Origin of the sequence: Massilia sp. UBA6681 (genome assembly GCF_002454935.1) — a bacterium.
GTDB classification, from domain to species: Bacteria; Pseudomonadota; Gammaproteobacteria; order Burkholderiales; family Burkholderiaceae_D; genus Telluria; species Telluria varians.
The window spans coordinates 35,747-62,012 of sequence record NZ_DKJX01000015.1; the positions used below are offsets into that span (position 1 = coordinate 35,747).

At 65.3% G+C, this 26,266-nt stretch carries 23 protein-coding genes; 8 read left to right on the top strand and 15 right to left on the bottom strand.

Translation table 11 applies throughout. The features are described 5' to 3' along the window. Nucleotides 1-2 precede the first annotated feature (2 nt). Nucleotides 3-587, top strand: coding sequence for a hypothetical protein (locus tag B2R83_RS02230; protein WP_292038079.1), 585 nt, complete (start codon nt 3-5; stop codon nt 585-587). 6 nt (nt 588-593) lie between these two features. Then, the gene (locus tag B2R83_RS02235) at nt 594-971 is read left to right on the top strand and encodes a Fur family transcriptional regulator (RefSeq protein WP_027865755.1); all 378 of its coding nucleotides are present in this window, start codon (nt 594-596) and stop codon (nt 969-971) included. Here the strand turns inward: B2R83_RS02235 and B2R83_RS02240 are convergent. From B2R83_RS02240 to B2R83_RS02270, 7 genes are all read right to left on the bottom strand, one after another. Beyond that, nucleotides 963-1,349, bottom strand: coding sequence for a MerC domain-containing protein (locus B2R83_RS02240; protein ID WP_292038080.1), 387 nt, complete (start codon nt 1,347-1,349; stop codon nt 963-965). The genes B2R83_RS02235 and B2R83_RS02240 overlap by 9 nt on opposite strands. Next, nucleotides 1,349-3,433 (bottom strand): TonB-dependent receptor domain-containing protein, encoded by a 2,085-nt coding sequence (locus B2R83_RS02245; protein ID WP_292038082.1) that lies wholly within the window; start codon nt 3,431-3,433, stop codon nt 1,349-1,351. The genes B2R83_RS02240 and B2R83_RS02245 overlap by 1 nt, the downstream gene beginning before the upstream one ends. A gap of 129 nt (nt 3,434-3,562) precedes the next feature. Next, nucleotides 3,563-4,300 carry a ZIP family metal transporter gene (locus B2R83_RS02250; RefSeq protein WP_229445903.1) on the bottom strand — a complete coding sequence of 246 codons (738 nt, stop codon included), beginning with the start codon at nt 4,298-4,300 and terminating at the stop codon, nt 3,563-3,565. A 113-nt stretch (nt 4,301-4,413) separates the two neighbouring features. Continuing rightward, nucleotides 4,414-5,295 (bottom strand): dienelactone hydrolase family protein, encoded by an 882-nt coding sequence (locus B2R83_RS02255; protein ID WP_036210575.1) that lies wholly within the window; start codon nt 5,293-5,295, stop codon nt 4,414-4,416. A 76-nt stretch (nt 5,296-5,371) separates the two neighbouring features. Then, the gene (locus B2R83_RS02260) at nt 5,372-6,574 is read right to left on the bottom strand and encodes a DUF4382 domain-containing protein (protein WP_292038083.1); all 1,203 of its coding nucleotides are present in this window, start codon (nt 6,572-6,574) and stop codon (nt 5,372-5,374) included. 159 nt (nt 6,575-6,733) lie between these two features. Then, nucleotides 6,734-7,387: a uridine kinase gene (udk, locus tag B2R83_RS02265; RefSeq protein ID WP_292038086.1), complete on the bottom strand. Its 654-nt coding sequence runs from the start codon at nt 7,385-7,387 to the stop codon at nt 6,734-6,736. Between the two features lie 46 nt (nt 7,388-7,433). Next, a complete protein-coding gene (locus B2R83_RS02270) occupies nt 7,434-8,573 on the bottom strand; it encodes a DUF5700 domain-containing putative Zn-dependent protease (RefSeq protein WP_292038088.1) in 1,140 nt (379 codons plus the stop codon). 162 nt (nt 8,574-8,735) lie between these two features. Between B2R83_RS02270 and B2R83_RS02275 the strand changes: the two genes are divergently transcribed. After that, nucleotides 8,736-9,155 (top strand): hypothetical protein, encoded by a 420-nt coding sequence (locus tag B2R83_RS02275; protein WP_292038089.1) that lies wholly within the window; start codon nt 8,736-8,738, stop codon nt 9,153-9,155. Nucleotides 9,156-9,200: 45 nt separating this feature from the next. On the opposite strand, the gene B2R83_RS02280 is transcribed toward B2R83_RS02275, so the two are convergent. The 5 genes from B2R83_RS02280 to polA all read right to left on the bottom strand — a co-directional run bounded on the left by B2R83_RS02280 (nt 9,201) and on the right by polA (nt 17,980). Next, a complete protein-coding gene (locus tag B2R83_RS02280; protein ID WP_292038091.1) occupies nt 9,201-12,755 on the bottom strand; it encodes a pectinesterase family protein in 3,555 nt (1,184 codons plus the stop codon). A gap of 29 nt (nt 12,756-12,784) precedes the next feature. Then, complete coding sequence (locus tag B2R83_RS02285; RefSeq protein WP_292038092.1) at nt 12,785-13,390, bottom strand: PEP-CTERM sorting domain-containing protein; 606 nt, start codon at nt 13,388-13,390, stop codon at nt 12,785-12,787. Between the two features lie 328 nt (nt 13,391-13,718). Further along, entirely contained in the window at nt 13,719-14,213 is a 495-nt protein-coding gene (locus B2R83_RS02290; protein ID WP_292038094.1) for a hypothetical protein, read from the bottom strand. Then, on the bottom strand, nt 14,194-15,180 hold the full coding sequence (locus tag B2R83_RS02295) for an aldo/keto reductase (protein ID WP_292038095.1): 987 nt from the start codon (nt 15,178-15,180) through the stop codon (nt 14,194-14,196). The genes B2R83_RS02290 and B2R83_RS02295 overlap by 20 nt, the downstream gene beginning before the upstream one ends. Before the next feature lie 25 nt (nt 15,181-15,205). Further along, the gene (gene polA / locus B2R83_RS02300; protein WP_292038097.1) at nt 15,206-17,980 is read right to left on the bottom strand and encodes a DNA polymerase I; all 2,775 of its coding nucleotides are present in this window, start codon (nt 17,978-17,980) and stop codon (nt 15,206-15,208) included. 146 nt (nt 17,981-18,126) lie between these two features. Here polA and B2R83_RS02305 point away from each other — a divergent pair, with 146 nt between their 5' ends. The 3 genes from B2R83_RS02305 to B2R83_RS02315 are packed head-to-tail and all read left to right on the top strand — an operon-like array spanning nt 18,127 to nt 20,431. Then, nucleotides 18,127-18,636 (top strand): hypothetical protein, encoded by a 510-nt coding sequence (locus B2R83_RS02305; RefSeq protein WP_292038098.1) that lies wholly within the window; start codon nt 18,127-18,129, stop codon nt 18,634-18,636. Between the two features lie 53 nt (nt 18,637-18,689). Next, nucleotides 18,690-19,649, top strand: coding sequence for a homoserine kinase (locus B2R83_RS02310; RefSeq protein ID WP_292038099.1), 960 nt, complete (start codon nt 18,690-18,692; stop codon nt 19,647-19,649). Next, nucleotides 19,646-20,431: a BPSS1780 family membrane protein gene (locus B2R83_RS02315; protein ID WP_292038101.1), complete on the top strand. Its 786-nt coding sequence runs from the start codon at nt 19,646-19,648 to the stop codon at nt 20,429-20,431. The genes B2R83_RS02310 and B2R83_RS02315 overlap by 4 nt, the downstream gene beginning before the upstream one ends. A 145-nt stretch (nt 20,432-20,576) precedes the next feature. Here B2R83_RS02315 and B2R83_RS02320 read toward each other — a convergent pair whose 3' ends face one another. Then, the gene (locus B2R83_RS02320) at nt 20,577-22,889 is read right to left on the bottom strand and encodes a UvrD-helicase domain-containing protein (RefSeq protein WP_027865770.1); all 2,313 of its coding nucleotides are present in this window, start codon (nt 22,887-22,889) and stop codon (nt 20,577-20,579) included. Nucleotides 22,890-23,043: 154 nt separating this feature from the next. On the opposite strand from B2R83_RS02320, the gene B2R83_RS02325 reads away from it, so the two are divergent. Further along, the gene (locus B2R83_RS02325) at nt 23,044-23,541 is read left to right on the top strand and encodes a hemerythrin domain-containing protein (protein WP_292038102.1); all 498 of its coding nucleotides are present in this window, start codon (nt 23,044-23,046) and stop codon (nt 23,539-23,541) included. 9 nt (nt 23,542-23,550) lie between these two features. On the opposite strand, the gene B2R83_RS02330 is transcribed toward B2R83_RS02325, so the two are convergent. After that, nucleotides 23,551-23,955, bottom strand: a complete 405-nt coding sequence (locus B2R83_RS02330) for a GFA family protein (protein WP_027865772.1) — start codon at nt 23,953-23,955, stop codon at nt 23,551-23,553. A gap of 217 nt (nt 23,956-24,172) precedes the next feature. Here B2R83_RS02330 and B2R83_RS02335 point away from each other — a divergent pair, with 217 nt between their 5' ends. Continuing rightward, on the top strand, nt 24,173-24,721 hold the full coding sequence (locus B2R83_RS02335) for an SRPBCC family protein (protein ID WP_081925909.1): 549 nt from the start codon (nt 24,173-24,175) through the stop codon (nt 24,719-24,721). Between the two features lie 107 nt (nt 24,722-24,828). On the opposite strand, the gene B2R83_RS02340 is transcribed toward B2R83_RS02335, so the two are convergent. After that, nucleotides 24,829-26,266: M56 family metallopeptidase (locus B2R83_RS02340; RefSeq protein WP_292038104.1), on the bottom strand; the 1,438-nt coding region annotated here is incomplete at its 5' end.

Below are 26,266 nucleotides of genomic sequence, written 5' to 3' on the forward strand. Positions count from 1 at the left end.
TGATGAAAAAAGCAGCAACGAAAGATCACGCAGCAATGTCGAACGAAGACAAGATGAACGCAGGCGCCCCGGCGCTGGAGATTCCCGAAGCCGTTGCCGCCGCCCTGAGCGGCTGGGTGCAGCAGGTGGCCGAGCAGACCGCCGCGCCGGTGCGCGACGCGCTGGCCGCCCTCGAAGCCGATGCGGCCGCCCTGCGCGAGACCGGGGCCGAGCTCGAAGCCGCACGCGACCAGGCACTGGCTGCCTCCAGCGAACACCAGGCCGAGATCGAGCGCCTGACGGCGGAACTGCGCGACGCGCGCCAGGTCGCCACCGAGGCGCTGGTGAGCAAGGCCAAGGACCAGTTGGCGATCGACGGCAAGGACCGGCAACTGGCCGACCTGCGCGCCCAGCTCGAGCGCAACGTCGCGGCCCAGGCAAGCGAATCCGATGCGCGCCTGGCCGCCGAAATGGAACTGGTGGGCGCCACCACCGCACGCGACAACTTCGAGAACGAAGTGAAGACCCTGCGCGCGCAGCTGGACAAGTCCTACGCCGAGCGCAGCGCCCTGCGCGCCGAACTCGAATCGCTGCGCGCGAAGAAATAACCCGCCATGGAACAACGCAATACGCGCCAGCGCAAGGCGATCCACCAGTGCATGGAAGACGCCGGGCGTCCGCTGGCGCCGCAGGAAATCCTCGAGCAGGCCCAGGCCGTGGTGCCCGGCATCGGCATGGCGACCATCTACCGCAACATCAAGTCGATGCTGGAAGCGGGCGAGATCACCACGGTGTCCCTGCCGGGCGGGGGCGACCGCTACGAGATTGCGGGGCACGGCCACCATCACCACTTCCATTGCCGCTCGTGCGACAAGGTGTACGAGGTGCACGCCTGCCCGGGCGACATGCAGAAGCTGACGCCGGAGGGCTTCGTGCTGGAGTCGCACGAGCTGACGCTGTACGGCTTGTGCAGCGCCTGCCGCTCACGCTGAACGGCAATCCTTGCAATAACGGTGGTTGCGCAGGTGCGCCCCCAACAGCAGCACGCTGCTCAGCACCGCCGCCACCGTCTCCGCCATGTCCCCCAATTGCGGCCCGACGACGAACACCGCCAGCAGGAAGGCGCCCAGCCCCACCAGCCCCAGTGACAAGGCAACCGGATCGCGGTGCTTGAGGTAGCCCGGCACCAGCGCCAGCAGCACCGGCACCGTCACACCCAGCAGCAAGGCATCGTGCAGCGCATGGTGCTCCCCGCCCAGGCCCAGCAGAGGAAATGCCGCGATCAGGAGCGGCATCGCCAGGCAGTGCACCAGGCACAGGGCCGACGCCGCCATGCCGGCGTAGTCGGCGAACCGTATCAGGGTCTTCATCAGAAGATGAAGCGCAGTCCGGCGGTGATGTTACGACCAGGCAGCGGCGCCGCTTCCTTGATGAAGGAGGTATGGCTGAAGGCCAGCTCGTTCGTCAGGTTGTTGATGCGGGCGTAGAGCTGGGCCGGCACGCCGCCGATGCGCGTGGTGTAGTGGGTGCCGAGATTGAGCATGTTGTAGCCGCCGGTCGTCCCTTCGAATTCCGCCACCTTGTCCTGCTTGCCGACGCGGACCAGCTCGGCCATGCCGTGCCAGGCCTGCCAGTCCGCATTCAGGCGCACGCCGATGCGGTGCGCCGGAATGCGCGGGATGTTGCGGCTGCCTTCGCTGGCGCCATCGAAGCGGGCGCGCACGTAGTCGCCGAACAGCGTGCCTTCCACGACCTTCGAGAACTTGTGGCGCAGCTCCCCTTCCAGGCCGGTGAAGGTGGCGTCGCGCTGGGCGTACTCGACCAGCTGGAAGCCTTCGTGGTTGTCCAGGGTATGCGCGTAGATGTAGTTGTCGACGCGGTTGTGGAAGGCGCTCAGCGAGAAGGTCGTGTTGCCTTCGAACTTGCGCAGGGTGAGGTCGATGTTGTTCGAGGTCTCCTTGCCCAGGTTCTGGTTGCCGATCTCGTAGGTCGCGGTGGCCAGGTGCACGCCGTCCGCATACAGTTCTTCCGAAGTCGGCAGGCGGTGGCTGCGGGCGATGCCGGCACGCAGCGAGTACTGCGGCTGGAACTTCCAGACCGCGCCCAGCGCCACCGAGGTGCCGCGTGCGTCGGTATCGCGCTGGCTTGCGCTGTCGACCCGGATGTCCTGCCACTCGTGGCGGGCGCCGGCTTCGAAGCGCCAGTTGTCCAGCTTGTATTCCTCGGTGACGAACACCGCGTGCTTCTTCGTGACGGTCGGCGGCACATAGGCTTCGTCGCCCTCGGTACGGAAATCGCGGCGCGTGGTCTGCGCGCCGACGACGCCGCGCCAGCCCGCGACCGGATTGTGTTCCAGCTCGACGCGGGCGTCGTGCGCTTTATTCATGAAGCTGGTGGCGACCACGCCCTCTTCCAGCTCGTCGTGACGGTAGTCGGTGAGCGAGGCGCGCAGGCGCGCCTTGGCGAAGCCCGGCAACGGGTTGCGGTACTCGCCGCGCAGGTCCCAGCGGTCGCTGTCCAGCTTCACGACCGGCACCTCTTCGTGGCCATGCTCGTGATCGTGGTCATGGCCGGCGTGGTCATCGTGGTCGCCGTGGCCGCCGCAGTGCAGGTGGTCGCCGTGCGGGTGGCAGCTTTCGAATTCGTGGTTGTGGCCGGGGATGCCGTATTCGGTGCGCTCCTTGGTGTAGGCCGCGCCCAGGTAGCCGCGCTCGCCGACCCAGGACAGGCCGACGGTACCGCTCTCGGTGTCCTTGTAGCTGCCGGGGACGCGCTTGCCTTCATCCCAGCCCTTGCCGACGCGGTATTCGCCGGCGTCGCGCTTGACGCCCTCGGCATGGACGGCGAAGTTGCCGCTGCCGCCGGTGACTTCGAAGGCGCCGGTCTTCTCGCGCGCCACCGAATTGGCGCGTACTTCGGCGCTGCCTTCGACGCCCTTTTCCGGCACCCGGGTCGGGATCTTGCGGTCCAGGATGTTCACTACGCCGCCGACCGCGCCGCCGCCATAGGCCAGCGCCGACGGGCCGCGCAGCACTTCGATGCGCTCGGCCAGGACCGGTTCGAAACCGACGGCGTGGTTGGGGCTGATGGTGGAGGCGTCCTGCACTTCCGCGCCGTCCGACAGGATCTTCACGCGCGGGCCGTCCATGCCGCGGATGACCGGGCGGCTGGCGCCGGCGCCGAAGTGGCTCGAGTTGATGCCCGGCTGGTTGGCCAGGGTCTCGCCCAGGGTCGACTCGCGCACCCGCACCAGTTCACCGCGGCCGAGCGAGGTCACCGGCGTGATCATGTCGTCGCTCACCACGCCGAGGGCGCTGGCGGAGACCACCACGGTCGGGACGGTGTCGGGATCGGCCTGCAGGCGGCTGTCGGTCTGCGCGTGCGCCAGCGGGGCGCCGAAGGCAAACAGGATCGCCAGCGCGAGCGGCGTGCGGGGGAAGGTCGAAGTGGACATGGCAAGGCTTCCTTTGTTGATTTCTGCGGTAATGATAAGTCATTATCATTAGCAACGCAACAGGCGAACGCGTGCATGCGCACTCCCCTTGCGGGGAGTCGCGAGCTTCAGGAGAAAGGAAGATGTCGCTTAATAAGCGTGGTTCAGCATCACCACGATCGCCACGCCGAGCGCGATCAGGGCCACCTGCGGCACCGATTCGCGCACGGTGGCGCGGCGCTGCATCTGCGGCATCAGGTCGCTCACCGCGATGTAGATGAAGCCAGAGGACGCGAACACCAGCACGTAGGGAATCAGGCCGCTGGCCTGGTCCAGCGTGAAGTAGCCGAGCAGGCCGCCCACCACCGCCATCAGGCTGCACAGGAGATTGAAGACATAGGCGCGCAGGCGCGAGAAGCCGGCGTTGAGCAGCACGATGAAGTCGCCGATCTCCTGCGGGATCTCGTGGGCGACGATGGCCAGCGCGGTGACGATGCCCAGTTCCGGGTTGGCGAGGAAGGCCGCGGCGATCAGGATGCCGTCGGTGAAGTTGTGCATCGCGTCGCCCAGCAGGATCATCCAGCCGGATTTGCCGGCCTGGTGGGCGTCATGGCCGTGCGCGTGGTGGTGGCCGTCGCCCTCGTGGTGGTGCGAGTGGCGCAGGATCGCCAGCTTCTCCAGCACGAAGAAAGCCAGCAGGCCGCCCAGCAGTGTGGCGAACAGGCTGCGTGGGTCGGCGCCCGATTCGAAGGCTTCCGGCAGCGCGTGCAGCAACGAGGTGGCCAGCATGATGCCGACCGACAGGCTGACCATCCGTTCGACCACCTTCGACAGCAGCGCGAACGAAAACACGGCAGCGCCGGTGATGCTGGCGACGCCGGCGATCACGGTCGCCAGCAGGATGGAAGATAGGACGGGGTCGATTTGAGGCCTCTAGTTCTGGTCTTGCGCAGAGCAGCAAACCGGGCATTGTACCCTGCCCGGTCCGCGCCCGTGCAAGATCAGGCCACGCCGTGCTTCGAGAACCAGTCCAGCGCCTTGGCCCAGCCGTCCTTGGCGTCGGCCGCATTGAAGCTCGGGCGGTAGTCGGCGTGGAAGGCGTGGCCCGAGTTCGGGTACACGTGGATCATCGAGCGGCTGTTGCCGGCGTCGAGCGCCTTGCGCATGCGCTCCACGGAGTCCAGCGGGATGCCGTTGTCCTTGGCGCCGTACAGGCCGAGCACCGGCACCTTCAGGTTCTGGGCGATGTCGATCGGGTGCTTCGGCTGCAGCGGGTTGGTCTCGCCCACCAGGCGGCCATACCAGGCCACGCCGGCCTTGACGTCCGGGTTGTGCGCGGCGTACAGCCAGGTGATGCGGCCGCCCCAGCAGAAACCGGTGATGCCCAGCTTGGCGGTGTTCCCGCCGCGCTGCTTGGTCCACTTGACGATGGTGTCGAGGTCGCTCATGACCTGGGCGTCCGGGACCTTGGCGATGATGTTCTTCATCAGGTCCGGCATCGGGGTCTTGGTGGCGTCGCCCTGGCGCACGAACAGGTCCGGGGCCACGGCCAGGTAGCCGGCCTTGGCGAAGCGGCGCACCACGTCCTTGATGTGCTCGTGGACGCCGAAGATCTCGGAGATGACCAGCACCACCGGCAGGTTGGTGCGGTCCTTGGGCTGGGCGCGGTAGACCGGCACGTCCTGGCCGTTGACGACGACGATGTGGTCGGCGGCGTCCAGGCCCTCGGTACTGGTCTGGATCTGGGTCTGCGCCACCACCGGCAGCGCGGCGACGGCGAATCCGCCGCCCGCGGCGGCTTTCAGGAAGACGCGGCGGTCGACACCCTCGCTGAAGGAACTGGCGGACAGCAGGCTTTCGGCATCGCGAATGAGATCTTTCATGTGGCCCCTCCGGTTGTGTTGGACAGGCTTGCTATCTTAACAAAGTCCGGAGGGGCGCACGTTTCACTGTTGAGTATTAGCGGCTCAGTGCAAAGTTAACGTTCGACTGGTTGGCCACGCTGATGTCGACGTTGTCGACCGACTTCGTCACGTAGCCGGTGGCCGCCGCCTCCACCCGGTACTTGCCGCTTGGTGCCGCGGTGCTGGCGCTGAAGGCCAGCGGCAGCGTGCTGGTATAGGTCGCGAACTGCGGCGCCGTCACCGGCAGGCTGGCGATCGTGTAGGCGCCGCTGGCCAGGTCGGCGCCCTGGTACTTGATGGTGACGGTCGGACCGGCCGCGAAGCTCTGCTTGGCCGACACGTAGGCCGCATCGAGACTGGCCGGCGTCGTGGTCACGGTGCCGCCGATCGAACCGGTAGCGCCCGGCGCCAGCAGGATCGGCGCTGCCGAGGTGCTCAGCACCGTGGTGCTGCTGGTCGATGCCACCGGCACGCCCGCCACCACGCTGGCCGCGCTGTCATTGGCGGTGATGACGACGTCGTAGTTGCCCGGCGCGAGACGCGAGAGCACGAATTCGCCGGTGCTGGGGTTCGGCGTGGTGGCGCTGACGATCTGGCCGTTCTGCTGCGCCGAGACCTGCACGCTGCGGCCCAGCAGTGCGGTGCTGACGACACCGGAGATGCCGTTCAGGGTCGCCGGCACCACCTTCACCACGGGCTTGAGCGCATAGCTGCCCTTGCCGCGGGTGAGCACCGACTTGCAGGCGTCGAAGTCGAGCACGACGTCGGTCTTCTGGCCGGCAGTCACCTCGACATTCCCGACCAGCTTGATGCCGCTCTGGATGCCGCTTGGCGTCTCGAGTGGCTGCTCGGTCTTGCCGGCGGTCGGCACCACGGTGTTGCCATTGCTGTCCAGCACCAGGCGCAGCTGGGTGTAGCGCCCTGCTTCGAGCGAGGTCTGGCCGAGCGCTTCGAGCACGCCGTTGCTCAGGTTTAGCAGATTGATCTTCTTCGCCGGGTTCACCGTGATGTCGGTCCAGCCGGTATCAAGCTCCGACGCGCCTTCGCTGCGGTGTACGCGCACTTTGGAAACGGTGACGTTGACGGCGTCGAAGCCGCAGGCGGGGGCGTCGGTCATCGACACGGCCAGGGTGCCGAGGGTGCTGACGGGAGTACTGGGCGAGGCATCGCTGCCGCCACCGCCGCCACAGGCGGACAGGACGGCGGCGCTCAGGGCGGTGGCGCCGACGAGGGCGAGGCGGGATCTGGTCTGGAACATGTGATGGATTACCTTTCTTGGTCTGCCAAAAGCAGCTTTGAAAGGATCCTAGCATTCCAAAAAGCAACTGTTACGTGGCTTCGCGCACTTTGAAACAGTTGCTTACAGTCTTTACAGATGAGCAGCGTTTGGCTGTCCGAAATGCAACGGAACAGGCTGTCAGTGATCGGTCGAACGCCGCTTCAACTGGCCGATGACGCTCGCCACCTTGGTGGTGATGACATCGACTGCCGGACCATTCGCGCCGTGCGGCAGGATGACGTCGGCATTGCGCTTGGTCGGCTCGATGAACTGCTTGTGCATCGGGCGTACCGTTTCCAGGTACTGGTTGACGATGCTCTCCACCGAGCGTCCGCGTTCGGCGACATCGCGCTGCATGCGGCGGATGAAGCGGACGTCGGCGGCGGTGTCGACAAAGATCTTCAGCGACATCATGTCGCGCAAATCGGCGTCATACAGGGCGAACAGGCCTTCGATCACGATCACCGGGGCCGGCTTGACGGGAATCGTCTTGTCGGAACGGTTGCTGACCGTGAAATCGTATACCGGCATCTGGATCGTTTGGCCATTGCGCAAGGCCCCGACGTGATCCACCAGCAGGGGCCAGTCGAAAGCGTCCGGATGGTCGTAGTTCTGCTTGCGGCGCACTTCGGGGGTAAGGTCGGACTGGTCGCGGTAGTAGTCGTCCTGCATCACCACCGACACCATCTCGGCGCCGAACGAGGCCAGTACTTGTTGGGTCACCGTTGACTTGCCGCTGCCGCTGCCGCCAGCGACACCAATCACAAACGGTTGGGAGGAAATAGCATTCATCCCCGCATGATACCGGAGCGGAGCGCGTGCCGACAGGGGCGCTTGGCTAGCGCGCGCCCTCCGCACAGGCCGCAAGCTGTTCCGCAGCTTGCAATGTTGCAGGAAACAGCACCGGAACATCCTCCGATTTGCCGTAGCCTTTCAGCTTGCGGTAGCGCTGCACGAACAGCGCGCCGGGCCGTCCGGTCAATGCGGCAATCGCGCCCTTTCCTTCCTCGGCGGCGATGGCGCGGGCCATGACGTAACCGAGGGTATAGAGCACCTCGTCGCCATAGAAGCCCAGCGCATAGATGTCGCCGTAGCTGACCTGCGCCCCGGTCCTCAGCCCATGGGTCGACAGCTCCAGCAGCGTGATGCTCTGGCCGACCTGGTCGATCCTGCGAAGCGTCTGTTTGCGCACCTTGTCACTTTCCTCGTCGGTTCCTGCGGGGATGGCGGGAACATCGCCAACCAGGCTGGCACTGCCTTCCATCTCGAGGGACATGAATAGCCGCGACAGCTCCTCGCTGTGCGGGATCTTCGCCAGGCAGGCGGCATCTGCCGGCGGCGACGATGTCCGGGCAATGCCCTGGATCGCATGGAACAGCTCATGTTCCATGATCGTGGCGGCGAGCGCCGCGGACGGGAACCTGTCCAGGTTGAGGAAAAACTCCGGCCCGCCGAAGGCGAAGCCGCCCGAGGTGCCGCCAACGATCAGATAGCCTGTCACATGTCCGTTGAGGCTGGGCGGGGTGAACTCGGCAATCCTGGCCTTGACGCGTGCCAGCAGATTGGAAGCGGGATCCTCCAGCTTCGCCAGGGTGGTCCTGATCTGCGCAGCATGCTCGCGTACCGGCCCGAAGCGAAACTTCCCGGGATCCTCCGCGGCGTCGTCGCGCTGTGCCGCGGCCACCAGCGCTTTCGCGAACAGCTCGTCCGTGCCTGGCCGGCCATAGGAACGGGCCTTCCGGATCAGCCCCTGGTTGCCGGGCAAGGCGGCGATGCGCAGCGCTTCCGCCATGGTGAGCGCAGGGTTCAGGACCGCGTCGAGCACGGCTTTGGTGGAATCGGTGTCGACCGTCACCGTCACCGCTTGCGCCACGCCGGCCGGTTTGGCCGAGGGTGGGCTGTTGCCGGCCGCCGGTGCTGCCCGGAGCGGATGGACGATGGCGAGCGCCGCGATTCCAATCAAGATGAGTTTGCGCATATCAGTTCCCGGGAGCCGACGGCCGAGCCCGGCCGTTGAACCCAGCATAGCATCTTGCCAAGCGGGAAAAATCACGAAAGCTCACTTTGCCGCTAACCGTGCGCACCCGTCGCACGCAGGCGCTTCATACTGCTTCCTCCGATTACTCGCACAGGATTAGCCATGTCAACAGTCAATCTGGATGAACTCGAAGGAGCGGCCATGATGGTCGAGGATGGCGGCGGGTCGGTCACGGCCATGGTGTCGCGCGAAACAGGCATGATCCACCTCCTGAACGACGAGTACATGGACGAGGAGGCGCCAACGCCCTCGGCGTCCGGCGACGACGCGCGCTACGTTTCCGTACCGCCCGCGGGCACGCTCGGCATCGGAGACGGGCTGGTGCTGCGCTTTGCCGCCACCCACCTGGCCGAAGAGCAGGAGGCCGTGCGCGACATGTTCCGCGACCGTAACACCGAAGGCTTCGCCCGCCTGCTGGAGCAGCGCGGCGCGGGCGAAGCCTGGGAACGCTTTCATGCGGAAGCCACCCGCAGCGCGCTGCGGCGCTGGTGCGAAGAGAACGGCCTGCAACTGGCCGAATGAGGGGATGCCGGCGTTCCCGCTTTGCAGGAACGCCGGTCACGCACATCAGGGCTGCGGATTCCACCCCGCTCCGTTGCCATACCCCGCGAATACCTTGTCGCGCGAAGCGAAGCGATTCGCCACGTCGGTGTCGCTCAGGATGTAGCCACCCACGCGCGCCCCCAGGTTGAGCGGATTTCCCGCCATGTCGGTGCTGCCGTACTCGCGCCAGCCCGCGTCGGCGCGGGCCACGGCCGGATTCGGCGCCGGCTGCCCGTTCACCCCCTGCCCTGCCCAACCCACCGCCGCCACGTGCGTGTCCATCTTGCAGTTGATAAAGGCGATATTGTCCCAGGTGCCGGTGTTGCCCGAACTGCGCGCCAGGTAGGTGGCGCCGTTCGGCACGTCGCTACGCAGCGGCCCCGGGCCTGGACCATGGGTCAGCGCGCTGTTGAGGAAGACGTAGCCGATATCGGTGCTTGTGGGCACGCGTGCCTGCAGTACGTAGCCGCCGCTGTTGGCATTGGCGCTGTCGCCCACCGAGCGGATCTCGCTGTCCTCGAACAGGGCGGCGCGGCTGCTGCCCCAGATGAAGTCGACGTTGCCCTCCACCAGCGTGCGATAGAACCAGGACCAGCCCTTCAGGTTCAGGGTGTCCTGCTCGCTGTAGAAGCCGGCGTTCTTCGCCACTAGTCGGCCCTCGCTGTTGAAGTAGATGGTTTCGGCCTGTCCGGAGATGCTGCTGGAACGGATGGTCGTGTTCTTCAGGCTCAGTGTCTCGAGGCTGAGCATGTCCGAGGCCTCGACCAGCATCAGCGCGCGTCCGCCGGAAGGCGTGCCGGCCGCGCTGCCCGGCTGGCTGCTGCCGGTACCCGGGTTGAAGGTCTCGTTGTTGGTGTACGAGATCATCACGCCGTCGCGGCTTTCGCCCTTGATGCTGACGTTGTCCTTGCCGTTCAGGTACAGCAGTTCCTCGTAGCGGCCGTTGCGGACGTTGATGGTCACCGGGTCTGCCTTCGCGAAACGCTGCATCGCATGGTTGAGCGCGCCCTGCACGGTGCGGAAGTCGGCCTCGCCGTCGTCGTCCACCGTCAGGCTGCTGCCGGTGGGCGCGCCGGCACGGGTAGCGAAGGTCCAGCCGGCCGCCTTGCCCAGGCCCACGAAAGGCGTGCCGCCCAGGCTGGTGCCGGTGAACACGCCATCGGCGATCGCCACGTAGTACTCGGTGCCGTAGGCCAGCTTGCCGCTGTGCGGCTTGATCGTCACGGTATTGCCGACGATCTTGATCGGCGTGGTGTTGACCTTGCGTACCAGCGCCTGGCCCTCGTAGCCCAGCGCGTCGTTTTCATCCCTCAGGCGGATGACGTCGACCAGCGCGTCGTCCATCTTGCGGAAGATGCGGATGCTGCCGCTGCTGCCCAGGGTCGGCGGCTTGTCGAAGACCAGCCGCAGCGGCGTGTCGACCTGCGTCGCCGCGTCGAGCGGGGCCGGGAAGCTGGCGCCCTGCATCGCATACACCTGGGTCGGCTGCATGAACTGCGGCGCGACGGTGGCGGCGATCGTGCGGCCGATCGAGGGCTCGGAGCCGCTCCGGATCACGACATCAGCCTTGCCCGCGCCCACCGGCGTGAGGGTCACGGTATTGCCGCTGGTGGCCACCGTCACCACCGCCGGGTTGCTCGATTCGGCGCTGAAGCTGTCCGGCTGGCCGTCGCCGGCAACCGCCGTCACCTTCACCTGGTAAGGAGTGTCGCCGACTTCGGCCGACCAGGCCAGGCCGGCCGGATCGACATTCAGCTGTACTGGCTTCAGGCGCGGGTCGCCGACGCGTACGTCATCGATCATGAAGCTCTTGTTGGCGGTGTACAGGCCGATCAGGCCGCGCGCCGCGAACGAGCTGTCGGTGACCGAGCCGAGGTTGCGGCCGTCGAGATAGACCGTGAGCGTGCTGCCGATCATCTCGAAGCGCACGGTATAGAACTGCGCATCCATCGCGATCGGCTCGGCCACCTGGCGCGGCCGGCTCAATGTATTGTTCAGCATCCGGGCGATTTCCACCCGCGTGCTGGTGGTGCTGTTCTGCACGTTCAGGCCGGCCGCGTACCAATTGGCCGGATCGACGTAGCGCGTGACCAGGTACAGGAACTTGTTGCCGGTGGTGCCGTTCGTCATCGGGCGGATGCGCGCCTCGACAAAGTAGTCGCCCGAAGGCACGCCGCCGAAGGCTTCCGGCTTGACCAGGGCGAGGACGCCACCCGTGGTCGCGGCCGTGTACTGCAGCACCTTGTTGTCGCCGCCAGCCACCTCGGACGTCACGCTGAACTTGCCGTTCGGCCCCGCCAACGGCAGCAGGTTCCACTTGGCAGTGCTGCCGCTCTGGAAATCGTCGCAGAAATACAAGCCGGTGGCCGGACATGCCAGGGTCGGATTCTGGTCCACCGTGACCTTGCCGGTGCCGCTGATCGTCGTGCTGATCTTGCCAACGCCGGCCTGGGCCAGTGCATTGGTCTTCACCAGCGATACCGGACGCGGTGCAAAGGCATACGGCGGGGTCCAGCTGACGGCGTTCGAGACCGCGCAGGCGCCCAGCGCCTTGCCATTCAGGACCGAACCGCTGTCCTTGAAGGCGCCAGGATTGCCGCTGCTCATGTTGGTGACGACCCCGTCGCAGCTGGCCGCACCGGCCACCTCGAACACGTTGTTCGACGACAGGATTTTCGCATTCTTCCCGGCGCCGATGCTGTAGCTGTGTGCATACGGCGAGGCGGACTTGCTGCCAACGAAGTAATTGTTGAACACGTGCACCTGGCCGAAACGTACGCGCGGGGCGCGCTGGGCCACGTCGCGGTATACGTTGTTGCTGAAGGTGACGCGCAGCTTGCCTTCATCGGCGGTGGCCGAGTCGCCGCCGCCGACCAGCGTGGTCTTGTCGTGCTGGCCGAAGACGCTGTACGACACAGTCACGTAGTCGGATGCGTTGGTGATGTCGAGCGCACCGTCATGGCATTGCTTCTTTTTGCCGTTCTCGACCGGCAAGAAGTCATCGGTCAGCGGCACGTCGGTCAGGGTCACGCGGTCGACCCAGACGTGGTGCGAACCCGAGACCCCGATCGCGTCGTAGGCCGAATTCCAGTTGCCGGTGGCGCCGTCGGTCGGGTCCCAGACCGGCTCGACGTCGCAAGGCGCGACGATCTTGAGGTTGCGGATGATGACCTGCGAGACGTTCGACACCAGCACGGTGCCGTTGACGATGCCCGCATTGGCGTCGGCGCCGATCAGCGTGGTATTGCTCTTGAGCCGGATGGCGCCGCGCGCCGCCTGGTCGGAGGTCGAGGTATAGGGCCTGCCCTCGCTCATGTCGATGGTGCCGACCAGCTTGATGATTTTCGGGTTGTCGCCGCCATTGTTCAGCGCTGCCAACAGTTCGGAGCGCCTGCTGACGGTGTAGATGTGTTCGGTACCGGCTGCCGAGCCGCCGAGCGTGCCGCCGGCCTGGCCAGCCCAGCCGTCCGCCGGCGCCACCTGCCGTGCCGGTTCGGCGAACGCGCTTGCGGACACGCCGAACGCGCACGCCAGCACGGCAGCGGCGCAAGCCGATGCCTTGAAACCTGGATGTTTCATATGCCCTCCTGGAACAGGATGATGGATGCTTAACGTTGCGCGCGTGCCACGCCCTTGCGGCGACGGCTCATGGCGAGGCCGGCGACGCCGGCAAGCGCCAGGCCGATGCTGCCCGGTTCCGGCACTGCCGCCGCATCGCCGATCTGCGCGTAAAAGGTGCTGAACGCGCCGTTCCAGGTGACCGAGGACAGGTCGATCGCAATGGTGTGGTCATTCACCACGGACAAGGCAGGCAAGCCGCCAATCCCGCCGGTATCCAGCAGCGTGAAGCTGCCGATCTGCTTGGCCAGGCTGGCGCCGAAATCGAAGCTCGCACGGTAGTCGCCAGCGGGTAGATTCGCCGGATCGTCGTTGAGTGTGACGGCCAGTCGACCGGTGGTCGAAAAGTCGAACGCGAACCAGAAGTCGCTCGTGATGAATTCCTGGTTCATCGGATCGTCGCTGGGATCGATGGCAGTCGTGTTGCTGCCGGGTTCTGCAGCGAACCAGTGATCCAGCCCGAGCATGCCTTCGGCGGAGCCATTGTAGGTCGCGGTGATCGTGCTGCCTTGCAGGGATATGGGTGCGGCGCCCGCCTGGGTTGCGGTGAGCGCTGCAGCCAGTATCAGTGTCTCCAATATGATTTTTGTTTTCATTTCTTGGTCCTGATCGGTCAATTGATGATGTGGACAGGCGAGCGCCAGCCGCCGCCTCGCTGGGAGCGCGCTGTTCGCGATTGCTTGTCACTAGGAGAAACGACACCGCCCCCCGGCCCGTGCATGGCCGTTGCCAGTGCCGGGTGTCGGTGTTTGACGCGTATGAAGCCCGCGCCTTGCGGATGCTCGCTGCACCGCCCTGCCGGCTTCGTGGGCCGGTAGCGCTTCAGCGCCAGCTGCCGAACTCGGCAGTGGAGGATTCAGGTTAGCATAAATGAATCGAATTTGGTCAGACCATTTTAAAAATTTGGTCTGACCGAAATGCCGCTCAGGGTTTGTACTCGATGAGCGGTGGCGGCAGCAGGTCGCTCGGCTTCATGTACTTCGTGATGAAGGCCGACACCGAGGTGATGCCGTACACGGCGGATGCGTACACATAGGGTTCGCCGTATTCCACGCTGAGCGACAGGTCGACATGGCGATGATCGAACAGTTGGTAGAGGTTACTACCCTTCTCGTGTGCATGGATGTTCGAGCGCTGCAGCCGCCTTCCCTGCCGATCTTTCGTTTCGACCCATATTCTGCGGGGACGCAGCTTCTTATGGATGCGGGCGGGATACTCGAAGTCGATGGTCGAAATCTCGCCCTTTCGATAGATGCGGTACGCGATTCCCAGCTTCTTCATGGTGTCCGGTGTCAGCTCGACGTATTCCGGCGGCGGCGGCAGGGCCGACGCCTCGCGGGGACTCGCAGCGAGCAGGAGCGCCAGGGACAGCGCCAGCAGCCGGCCTGCCCGGCTTGCGTTACCAGAGATGGTGGACATGCGGCGCGATCATCTCGCGGTAGAGTGCACGCAGTTCGGACATGACTTCCGGCGCGAGCGGCGCCAGCGCGGCCGCTTCGGTGTTGGACCTTGCCTGCGTGGCGTTCCTGGCTCCCGGGATCACGGTGCTGACGCCCTCTTCCATCAGGATCCAGCGCAGGGCGAACTGCGCCATCGACGCGTCGCCGGGGACCAGCTTGCGGATGTGCTCCACCGCTTCCAATGCCAATGGGTAGGGAACGCCGGCGAAGGTCTCCCCCTTGTCGAATGCCTCGCCATTGCGATTGAAGGCGCGGTGGTCGTCGGCGGCGAATGCGGTGTCGGCGCCCATCTTGCCGGTCAGGAGTCCCGACGCCAGCGGCACCCGCACGATCACGCCGATATCGCGCTTCTTCGCTTGTTCGAAGAACAGCGTGGCGGGACGCTGGCGGAAGATGTTGTAGATGATCTGCACGGTCGCCACGTTCGGGTATTCGATGGCCTTCAGCGCCTCTTCCACCTTTTCGACCGAGACGCCGTAGTGACGCACCTTGCCCTCGGCAACCAGCTCGTCCATCGCCTGGAAGACCTCGGGCCGGTAAAACACCGCGGGCGGCGGGCAATGCAACTGCACCAGGTCCAGGCAATCGACGCGCAGGTTGCGCAGCGAGCGCTCCACGAAGTCGCTCAGGTTCGCCTTGGTATAGCCTTCCGCCACATGCGGAGCCAGGCGGCGGCCCGCCTTGGTGGCAACGAACGGCTTCTCACCGCCACGTTCCGCCAGCACCTCCGCGATGATCTGTTCCGAGCGGCCATCGCCGTAGACGTCGGCGGTGTCGATGAAGGTACAACCCCCGTCCAGGGCCGCATGCAGGGCGGCCTTGGCGTCTTCCATGCTGACGTCGCCCCAGGCGCCGCCGATGGCCCAGGCGCCGAAACCGATTTCAGAAACCTTGACGCCGGTACGGCCCAGTTTTCGTTCTTGCATATGTCGATCCTCGGTTAGCGCAAGCTCAGTGAGCTCGCTCCCAGTTCGGTCCCACGCCGGTCTCGGCGACCAGCGGCACATTCAGCGTGGCCACGCCCGCCATCAGTTCCGGCAGCTTCACGCGCACCAGTTCCAGCTCGGCTTCCGGCACTTCGAGTACCAGTTCGTCGTGCACCTGCATGATCATGCGGGTGCCGAGCTTGTCGGTTTCCAGCCAGTTCTGCACCGCGATCATGGCCAGCTTGATCAGGTCGGCCGCCGTGCCCTGCATCGGCGCATTGATCGCCGCGCGTTCGGCGCCGGCGCGGCGCGGGCCGTTCGGCGAGTTGATCTCGGGGAGCCACAGGCGGCGCCCGAATACGGTCTCCACGTAGCCGCGCGCCTTGGCCTGCAGGCGGGTCTCGTCCATGTACTGCTTCACGCCGGCGAAGCGGGCGAAGTAGCGCTCGATGTAGTTGGACGCCGCGCCGCGCTCGATACCCAGGTTCTGGGCCAGGCCGAAGGCGCTCATGCCGTAGATCAGGCCAAAGTTGATCACCTTGGCGTAGCGGCGCTGCTCGCTCTGCACTTCTTCGGGCGGGATGCCGAAGATCTCGGCGGCGGTGGCGCGGTGGATGTCCTCGCCTTCGGCGAAGGCCTTCAGCATGGCCGGGTCGCCCGAGATGTGCGCCATGATGCGCAGCTCGATCTGCGAATAGTCGGCCGAGACGATCACGCTGCCGGGCGGCGCGATGAAGGCTTCGCGGATGCGGCGGCCTTCGGCATTACGCACCGGGATGTTCTGCAGGTTCGGCTCGTTCGAGGACAGGCGGCCGGTGATCGCCACCGCCTGCGCATAGTTGGTGTGCACGCGGCCGGTCTTCGGGTTGACCATCTTGGGCAGCTTGTCGGTATAGGTCGACTTCAGCTTGGACATGCCGCGATGCTCGAGCAGGATCTTCGGCAGCGGGTAATCCTCGGCCAGCTTCTGCAGCACCTCTTCGTCGGTGGACGGCGCGCCGGTGGCGGTCTTCTTGATCACCGGCAGGCCGAGCTTGACGAAGAAGATCTCGCCGATCTGCTTGGGCGAACCGAGGTTGAAGGGACCGCCGGCCAGTTCGTAGGCCTGCTGCTCCAGCTCGAGCATGCGCGCGCCCAGCTCGCCCGACTGCACCTGCAGCAGTTCCGAATCGATCAGCACGCCGTTGCGCTCGATCTTCTGCAGCACTTCCATGGTCGGCATCTCGATCTCGCGGTAGATGCGGGTGAGTCCGGCGTCGCTCTCGACGTGCGGCAGCATGGTCTGGTGCAGGCGCAGGGTGATGTCGGAATCCTCGCCGGCGTACTCGGTGGCGCGGCCCAGCTCGACCTGGTCGAAGCAGATCATGTTGGCGCCCTTGCCGCACACGTCGACGAAAGGAATCGTGGTGTAGCCGAGGTGGCGCATCGCCATGGTGTCCATGTCGTGCGGCTTGTGCGACTCGAACACGTAGGACTGCAGCAGGGTGTCGTGCACGATCCCCTTCAGCCTGATGCCGTGGTTCTCGAAGATGTGCATGTCGTACTTCAGGTTCTGGCCCAGCTTGGGCTTGGCCGGATCCTCCAGCCAGGAACGCATGCGCTCCAGGACGTGCTCGCGACCCAGCTGGTCGGGCGCGCCGGCGTAGCGGTGCGCCACCGGGATGTAGGCGCCCTTGCCGGCCTCGGTCGACAGCGAGATGCCAACCATCTCGGCGCTCAATGGATCGAGCGAGGTGGTCTCGGTGTCGACCGAGGTCAGTTCGGCGGCATCGATCAGCGCCAGCCATTTGTCCAGCTGCTCGTCGGTGAGGATGGTCTCGTACTCGCCCTTGATGATGGCCATGCCGGGCAGCGTGCCGGATGCCCCTTCGGGGGAATTGAGCGGTGCGCCGCCCGGACCCGCGCCGCGCGCCGGCGCCACCGCGCCGTCGGCACGGGCTGCGCCGCCCAGGTCGCGCAGCATGGTCTTGAAGCCGTAGCGCTGGAAGAAGTCGCGCAGGGCTTCGGCGTCTTCCGGACGGCCGACCAGGGTTTCCTCGAACGACACCACGTGGCTCACCAGGTCGCAGTCGGTTTTCACGGTGATCAGCTCGCGGCCCTTCGGCAGCCACTCCAGCGCGGCGCGCAGGTTCTCGCCGACCGCGCCGCCGATCGCATGGGCGTTCTCGATCACGCCGTCGAGCGAGCCGTGCAGGGTCAGCCACTTCACCGCCGTCTTGGGGCCGCACTTGCTCACGCCCGGGACGTTGTCGACGGTGTCGCCGATCAGGGTCAGGTAGTCGATGATGCGGTTCGGCGCCACGCCGAATTTCGCCAGCACGCCGGCCTCGTCCAGCTTCTCGTTGCTCATCGTATTGACGAGCATGACCTTGTCGTTGACCAGCTGGGCCAGGTCCTTGTCGCCGGTCGAGATGATGGTCTTCATGCCGCGCGCGGCGGCCTGCACGGCCAGGGTGCCGATCACGTCGTCGGCCTCGACGCCGTCGACCATCAGGATCGGCCAGCCGAGGTGGCGCACCACTTCGTGGATCGGTTCGATCTGCTTGCCCAGGTCTTCCGGCATGGAGGCGCGGGTGGCCTTGTATTCCGGGTAGAGGTCGTCGCGGAAGGTCTTGCCCTTGGCGTCGAACACGCAGGCGATGTAGGCCGCCGGGTAGTCGGCGCGCAGGCGGCGCAGCATGTTGACCATCCCGTGCATGGCGCCGGTCGGGAAACCGTCCGGGCTGCGCAGGTCGGGCAGCGCGTGGTAGGCGCGGTAGAGGTAGCTGGAGCCGTCAACGAGCAGCAGGGTATTTTCCATAGGGAGACATCTCAAAATAAGGCCGGCGCGACTGCGCCAAAGTGTCCGGCATTATCGCAGAATCGGCCTGGCCGAACTTCCACACACTTTTCACAGGGAAGCGTGTCTGTTTGTTACAATGAACCAAACGACACAAGGTGACCATCATGTTGCGCACATCCTCCCGCCTGAAACTTCTGACGCTGTGCCTCATCGCGCACGCCGGCCTGGCCGCGGCGCAGGCACAACAGCAGGCTCCCGCCCAACAGCGCCCGGCGCAGACCCCGCCCCAGCTCGAGCGTATCGAGCCGGGCAGCGACACGCCGGCGACCACCATTCCGCCGAAAGAACGCACCCGCATCACCGAAAAGCGGGGCAACGACGGTTCGGTCACCGAAGTGGAAGTGCAAAGCGGCAAGAGCCGCTACATCATGAAACCCAACGTTGCACCAGGAAACGCCCAACCCGGCGACGCCCAGAGCAGCGCGATCCGCGCCCCACAATGGCAGGTCATGGAATTCGACTTCGGCAATCCGAAAAAGCAGCAGACCGACCAGGCCACCAGCGCTCCGACGCCTGTTGCGTCGTCGCCGTCGCCTGCGCCGGCCAAGGCAGGCGTGCCCGCGCGCGCCGATGTGCCGCCCCCGCCGCCACTGGAACCAGTCGAAAAAAAATAATCCTGACGCTGCGGCCACCGGCCGCAGCCGACCCTCACCTTTGTTGCTAGCTCATGGCAGTTTTTACCGCGGTCTCGCTGGACGACCTTTCCCAGTGGATCAAGCAGTTCCCCCTCGGCGACGCCCTCGCGCTTCAGGGCATTTCCTCCGGCATTGAAAACAGCAATTTCTTCCTCACCACCGAGCGTGGGGAATTCGTGCTGACCATTTTCGAGAACCTCCGCTTCGAACAATTGCCCTTCTATGTGCAGCTGATGCGCCACCTGGCCGAGCGCGGCATTCCGGTGCCGGCGCCGGTGCCGACGATCGACGGCGAACTGGTCGTCACCCTGCAGGGCAAGCCGGCCATCATCGTCAGCCGCCTGAGCGGCGCCTCGCAGCTCGATCCGCAGCCGGCGCACTGCGCCGAAGTCGGCGGCATGCTGGCGCGCATGCACCTGGCGGCGCAGGATTTTGCCCTGCACCAGCCCAACCTGCGCGGCCTGGACTGGATCACGGCGACCGCGCCCACCGTGCTGCCGCTGATCTCGCAAGCCGAAGCGGACCTGCTGCGCAATGAAGTCGGCTTCCAGAGCGACTTCGCGCGCACCGCCACCTATGCCGCGCTCACGCGCGGCCCGGTACACGCCGACCTGTTCCGCAACAACGTGATGTTCGAAGGCGAGCGCCTGAGCGGCTGCTTCGACTTCTACTTTGCCGGCGTCGACACCTGGCTGTTCGACGTCGCCGTGACCGTCAACGACTGGTGCGTCGACCTGGCAAGCGGCGTGCTCGATGAGGCACGCGTGCGCGCCCTGCTCGAGGCCTATCATGCCGTGCGCCCGTTCACCCAGGAAGAACAGGCTGCCTGGCTGCCGATGCTGCGCGCCGGCGCGCTGCGCTTCTGGCTGTCGCGCCTGTATGATCTGCATATTCCGCGTGAAGCAGAACTGCTCACGCCCCACGACCCCACCCACTTCGAACGCATCCTGCGCGCCCGCATCGAACGCGGCGCGCCCCAACTGCCTACATGAACTCTATTCCTGCAATCACCGGCTGGCACTGGCTCAAGCAAGGCGCCGGCCTGTTCCGCAAACAACCGGCCGCGCTGACCACGCTGCTGTTCGCGAACATCCTGATCAGCATCGGCATCAGTGCCGTGCCCCTGCTCGGGCCGATGATCGCGGTGGTCCTGATCCCGTCGTTCTCGATGGCCTTCATGAAGGCCTGCCTGATGATCGAGAACGGCGAACGGGTCACGCCCGGTGTGCTGCTGACGGGCTTCCGCCAGCCGGTGGTGAAGGATTTGTGCAAGGTGGGCCTGATCTACCTGGCCGTGTCGCTCCTGATGGCCGTGATCACGCGCTTCGCGGTCGATCCGGGCTTCTGGGAACAGGTGGCGCGCCAGGGACGCGAAGGGGGCCAGCCGCAGGTGGCGGGCTCGGACATCCTGGCGATGTTCATGATTTTCGGGCTGGACGTGGCGGCCCTGATGTCGCTGTGTTTCGCCGCGCCGCTCACCTACTGGCAGAAGATGACGGCCGGTAAGGCGGTGTTCTACAGCTTCTTCGCCGTGGTGCGCAGCGCGCGCGTGTTCATCGTGCTGCTGCTGGCCTGGTTCGCGATCTTCTTCGGGATCTGCATGGTGATCACCCTGCTGCTGGGCGCCTCGAACATGACGCGCGTGGTGATCATGTGGCTGATCTTCCTGTTCATCCTGCTGCTGCAGTGCGCGATGTATGTGGGGTATCGGCAGATTTTCGGGAAGCCGGTGGATGGTGGTCAGCAGACCGGCCCGGTCAACCTGAGCAAATAAACCGTAGGGTGGGCGGGGTAATTTCGGGCAATGCCCGGAATTACAAACGCCCACGCGGTGATAGCTATCTTTCGAATAACCGCGCAGGTATTCTCAGGCTAGTTGAACGCGTGGGCAGGAAACCTGCCCACCCTACGAAAAGCAGTTAGCGGCCGACGCGCTCCAGCTTCGCCACCGACAGGTCCAGCACCTTCATCCCCGCCGCGCCGAAGTTGATCTGGGCGCGCGCCGCGCCCGCACCGCCCTCGATATTCACGATCACGCCCTCGCCGAACTTGGCGTGGGAAACGCTCTCGCCCACCCGCCAGCCGGAGCCGTTGCCGGACTTCTGGGTGATCTGCTGCGCGATCTTGTTGTCGGAACCGTCGCGGAAGGCGGCGTCGTCCCAGGCCGTGGTCTGCTTGCGGCCAGCGAACCAGTTGGTCTGGACGCGTGGCGACAGCCACTTGATCGACTCTTCCGGCAGTTCGTCGAAGAAGCGCGACTTCATGTTGAAGCGGGTCTGGCCGTGCAGCATGCGCTGCTGGGTAAAGCTCATGTACAGACGCTTGCGCGCGCGCGTGATTGCCACGTACATCAGGCGTCGTTCTTCGTCCACGCCATCGAGTTCGCGCGCGCTGCTCTCGTGCGGGAACAGGCCTTCTTCCAGGCCGGTGATGAACACGGCGTCGAATTCCAGGCCCTTGGCCGAGTGCACCGTCATGAGCTGCAGGGCATCCTGTCCGGCCTGGGCCTGGGCGTCGCCCGCTTCCAGCGAAGCATGGGTGAGGAAGGCCGACAGCGGCGACATCACGCTGGCCAGCGGGGCGTCGGAATCGAGGATCTCGATGCCGTCCTGGTTGACGATGGCTTCGCCGATCTGGGGCAGCGCCTGCGGGCCGAGGTGGGCCGGGGCGCCCTGGCCGAAGCCTTCTTCCTGTACGAACTGGGTGGCGGCATTGACCATCTGCTCCAGGTTCTCGATGCGGTCGGCGCCTTCCTTCTCGTTCTGGTAGTGCAGCAACAGGCCGCTGCGTTCCAGCACCACGCGCACCAGTTCCGGCAGCGGCAGCTGCTGGGTCTCGAAACGCGCCGATTCGACCAGCTTCACGAAGTTGCCGAGCGCGCTGCCGGCCTTGCCCGTCATATAGGGCACCGCCGCATACAGCGAGATGCCGTAGGAGTCGGCCGCCATCTGCAGCTGCTCGATCGAGCGCGCGCCGATGCCGCGCGTGGGGAAGTTCACCACGCGCAGGAAAGCCGAATCGTTGTGCGGGTTGTCCATCAGCTGCAAATAAGCGATGGCGTGCTTGACCTCGGCGCGCTGGAAGTAGCGCAGGCCGCCGTACACGGTGTAGGGCAGGCCGGCCGCGAACAGCGCGTGCTCGATCACGCGGCTTTGCGCGTTGGAACGGTACAGGATGGCGATCTCGCTGCGCGACAGGCCGTCCTTCATCAGGCTCTTGGCTTCCTCGATGATCCACTGCGCTTCTTCGAGGTCGCTGGCCGCTTCGTACACGCGCACCTGCTCGCCCTGCCCCGCATCGGTGCGCAGGTTCTTCCCTAGACGCTTGGTGTTGTTGGCGATCAGGTAGTTCGCGCTGTCGAGGATGTGGCCGAAGGAGCGGTAGTTCTGCTCCAGCTTGATCAGGTTCTTGACGCGGAACTCGCGCTCGAAGGCCTGCATGTTGCCGACGTTGGCGCCGCGGAAGGCGTAGATGCTCTGGTCGTCGTCGCCCACGGCGAAGATGGCGCCGCCGCCCTCCTCGTCATGCCCGGCCAGCAGTTTCAAGAGGTTGTACTGCAGGTCGTTGGTATCCTGGAACTCGTCGACCAGGATGTGGCGGAAGCGCATCTGGTAGTGGTGGCGCAGCGGGCCGTTGCGGGCCAGCAGCTCGTAGGAGCGCAGCAGCAGCTCGGCGAAATCGACCACGCCCTCGCGCTGGCACTGGCCTTCGTACAGCTCGTAGAGCTCGATCATGCGGCGCTCGATCGGGTCGTTCGGCTCCAGGCGATTGGCGCGCAGGCCCTGCTCCTTGGCGTTGTTGATGAAGTACATCAGCGCCTTGGCCGGGTATTTTTCATCGTCCACGTTGGCAGCCTTCAGCATGCGCTTGATGAGCGAGAGCTGGTCCTGCGAATCGAGGATCTGGAAGGCTTGCGGCAGCGCGGCGTCCTTGTAGTGGGTACGCAGCAGCCGGTTGCACAGGCCGTGGAAGGTGCCGATCCACATGCCGCGCGTATTAATCGGCAGCATGGAGGACAGGCGGGTCAGCATCTCCTTCGCCGCCTTGTTGGTGAAGGTCACCGCCATGATGCCGGCGGGCGACACCTGCCCGGTCTGGATCAGCCAGGCGATGCGGGTCGTCAGCACGCGCGTCTTGCCGGAACCGGCGCCGGCCAGGATCAGCGCGCTCTGCGACGGCAGGGTGACGGCGGCGAGCTGTTCGGGATTGAGGTTATGGAGGAGATTCTGCATCCGGCCATTATAACGCCGTGATTACTGTATGCCCATCCAGCTATGCAGCGAAAACCACGCGATCCTTGTTTTATCCATCGCCTGTACTAGCCTGAAAGGCCACGGCGGCGGCAGGACGCCGTCGCCCAAGAGCGAACACGAGACGGAGGATGGTATGGCAAGCGACAAGGCAGCAGGCACGTTTCCGGTCGACCAGCCGGTCAAGGCATTGATACGCGACCACGACATGGTGCGCGCGCTGGCCGACAGGTATCTCAACAGCGACAGCCAGGAGGTGAAAAAGCAGGCCGGGACCCAGATCCTGCAGGCCCTGCACATGCACTCGCGGCTGGAGGAATCGATCTTCTATCCGGCGGTGCGCTGCATTGACGAATCCTTGATCAGCCACTTCGAGCAGGACCACCAGAAAGTGGACGACCTGGTCGCGACGCTGGAAGGCATGTCGCTCGACGACAGCCACAGCGACACCCTGATGCGCGAACTGATCACCGCCGTCGCGGCCCACATCCAGGAGGAGGAAAACGATTTGTTCCCGCGCATCGAAGGCTCCGGCGTGGACATGACGCCGGTCGGATTGCAGATGCAATCCTTCGAGGCCAACCTGGTGCACACGCAGGCCCAGATCAGCGACGGCAGCATCCGGCGGCGTTAGGGCCGTGGGCTATTTCCCGGCCGCCCGCGTGCTCGGGTATTCGGGCAGGCCGTCGTGCATGTTCATCCAGCTCAGGCGGCTGCGCACGAAAGTATGGTCGCCTGGCGGCACCTGTTCGGGGTCGGTGAGGCTGGCGCTGGCGATGTCCAGTTCTTCCGGCCAGCGGTCGTCTTCGAAAGTGAGCGTGGTGCCGCATTGAGGGCAAAAGCCACGCAGCACGTGCTCGCTCGAAGCGAAGCGTTGCGGCTCGCCTTTGGTGAAGCGGAAGTCGGCCCGGCGCGCGCTGAACCAGGCCAGTGCAGGAGCGCCGGAAATCCGGCGGCAGTCGGTGCAGTGGCACAGGGTGCTGTTAAAAATATCGCCGCTTACCGTGTAGCGAACTGCACCGCAGAAACATCCTCCTTGCAAGTTCATGTGGTCTCCTTTCTGGCAGCCAACAACAGGCTCATCAGTATAAGCGGCCCATCGTTTCGCGCGCCGCCCAATTGTCTTTTCGCTTATTTTAAATAGAGATCCGCGACAAATCGCGTGGCCCGTCAGACCATGTCGTCCACGAAGCCCTTAGTCTCGCACCCTCGTTTCGGGCCAACATGTCAGAGGTGCGGGCAGCTTCCATCAAAGGAGAATTCTTATGCTGAACCGCGTAGTTACCGTTGCCGCACTTGCCGTCGGCGGCATGATGCTGTCCAAAAAACTGAAACAAAACCGCAGTGGTTATGGCGCCAGCTCGTCGGTCTCGGAATCGATCGAGATCAACGTTCCGGTCAAGACCGCGTACAACCAGTGGACGCAGTTCGAGGACTTCCCGCAGTTCATGAAGAGCGTCAAGGAAATCCGCCAGCTCGACGACAAGCACCTGCACTGGCGCGCCAACGTGGCCGGCGAAGAGAAGGAGTGGGATGCCGAAATCACCGAACAGATCCCGGACAAGCGCATCGCATGGCGCAGCGTCACCGGCGTGAAGAACGGCGGTGTCGCTACCTTCCACAAGATCTCGGACAACTGCTGCCGCGTCATGGTTCAAATGGACTATGAACCGGAAAACGCGATCGAATCCGTCGGCGACGCCATGGGCGCCGTGCGCATGGAACTGCGTGGCAACCTGCAGAACTTCAAGGAACTGCTGGAGAAGCGCGGCTCGGAAACCGGTGCATGGCGCGGCAAGATCGCGCAGCAGTAAGACCGGTCGCGACGCCGCTGCGCTGCTGAGGCAGCACGCCAGCGTTTTTTGACCAGTTGGTAAAATTGCGGCCTGTCGCTCCGAGCGCCAGGCCGTTTTCTTGATTGTCAGCCCGCCTGCGGCACCGGCTTTGCCAGCCCCTTCTCGCGCGCTTCGCGGATCAACGCGCGCACCGTCTTGTCCGCCGCCTTGCTCTCGCGCTCCATCTCCTTGCCGAGCGCGCCCATCTTCTTGCCGATCGCATCCATCGGCTTGCCGGCTTCGCTCATGCGGCGCCCGATCGCGTCCATCGACTTCTGCGCCTCGCGCATGCCCGGCCCGTTGTGCAGCTGGCTGATCTCCTGCCCCGCCGCCGACATCTGCTGGCCGACTTCGCTCATGCGGCCCTGGATGCGCTCGCGCTCCCTGACGCTGTCGATCGCGCCCAGCTGCTTGCCGAGCTTCTCCATTTCTTCGCCCAGTGCTTCCATGCGCTCCTCGACCACGCGCAGCTTGTCCTCGTCCGGCTTGAAGCCGCGCGCCGCCACGTCCATGTCCTTGCCGAGCGCATCCATCTTCTTGCCGTGCACGTCCATCTCCTTGCCGTACACGTCCATCTGCGTCCCCAGCCGGTTCATCGGCGCCCAGGCGGCATCGACCTTCGCCAGCACGCCGGCATCCTGGATGTACCAGGCCTGGCCACCCTCGCGGAACCACAGGAAGTCGCCGCCAATGCGGCGCTTGGCTTCCTTGATGTCGTCCCAGTCGTCGCTGCTGCCGGTCATGCTCGTGTTCTTGTCGTTGGCGCGCACCACGGCATAAGGCTCTTCCCTGCCCTCCTTGCGCACCACGCGGCGCTCGGCCGGCGCGGCTTGCGGACGGGGCGCGGGCTCGGCACGCGGGACCGGGGCCGGCTGCTCGGCCCCGGCATGGGCCGGCGCCGACCAGGAGTAGAAGGCGGCCGCGGTGGCCAGGCCCAGGATCGGAAGCGCCAGCTTCCAGTTCAGCGGTTCGGTTTCGGGACGAACCAGGCGTTTGATGCGGGACATAAGATTTCCTCCATGTGCTGCTGGGGCAAGTTGCGGGGTGAACTGGAACAGGTCCAGTTCGGACAATGCAAGTGCCAGGCGCCGCGGTTCGCCGAGCGTGCTTGCGGCTACATCATCTGCAATCTGTTCGCGCTCTTCGCGGATCCGGTTCGACAGCCACCACACGGCCGGGTGGTAGAACAGCAGGATCTCGATCGCGCTCTGGATCAAATTCACTACGTAGTCACAGCGGCGCACGTGCGCCAGTTCGTGCGCCAGCAGCGCTTCCAGCAGCTGCGGCGGCATGCCCGACACCAGCGCCGCCGGCACCAGCACCACCGGGCGCCACCAGCCGGCCGTCACCGGACTCGCCAGGTCGTCGACCAAGCCCAGGGTGACGCGGCGGGCGATGCCCATGCCCCGCGCCATCCTGTCGAGCCGCGCCTGCCAGGCGGGGTCGAGCCGGTACTGCCCCGCGCGGGTCCGCCGGCGCACCCAGGCCAGCCCGAGCACCATGCGCAGGGCCAGCAGGCCGGCG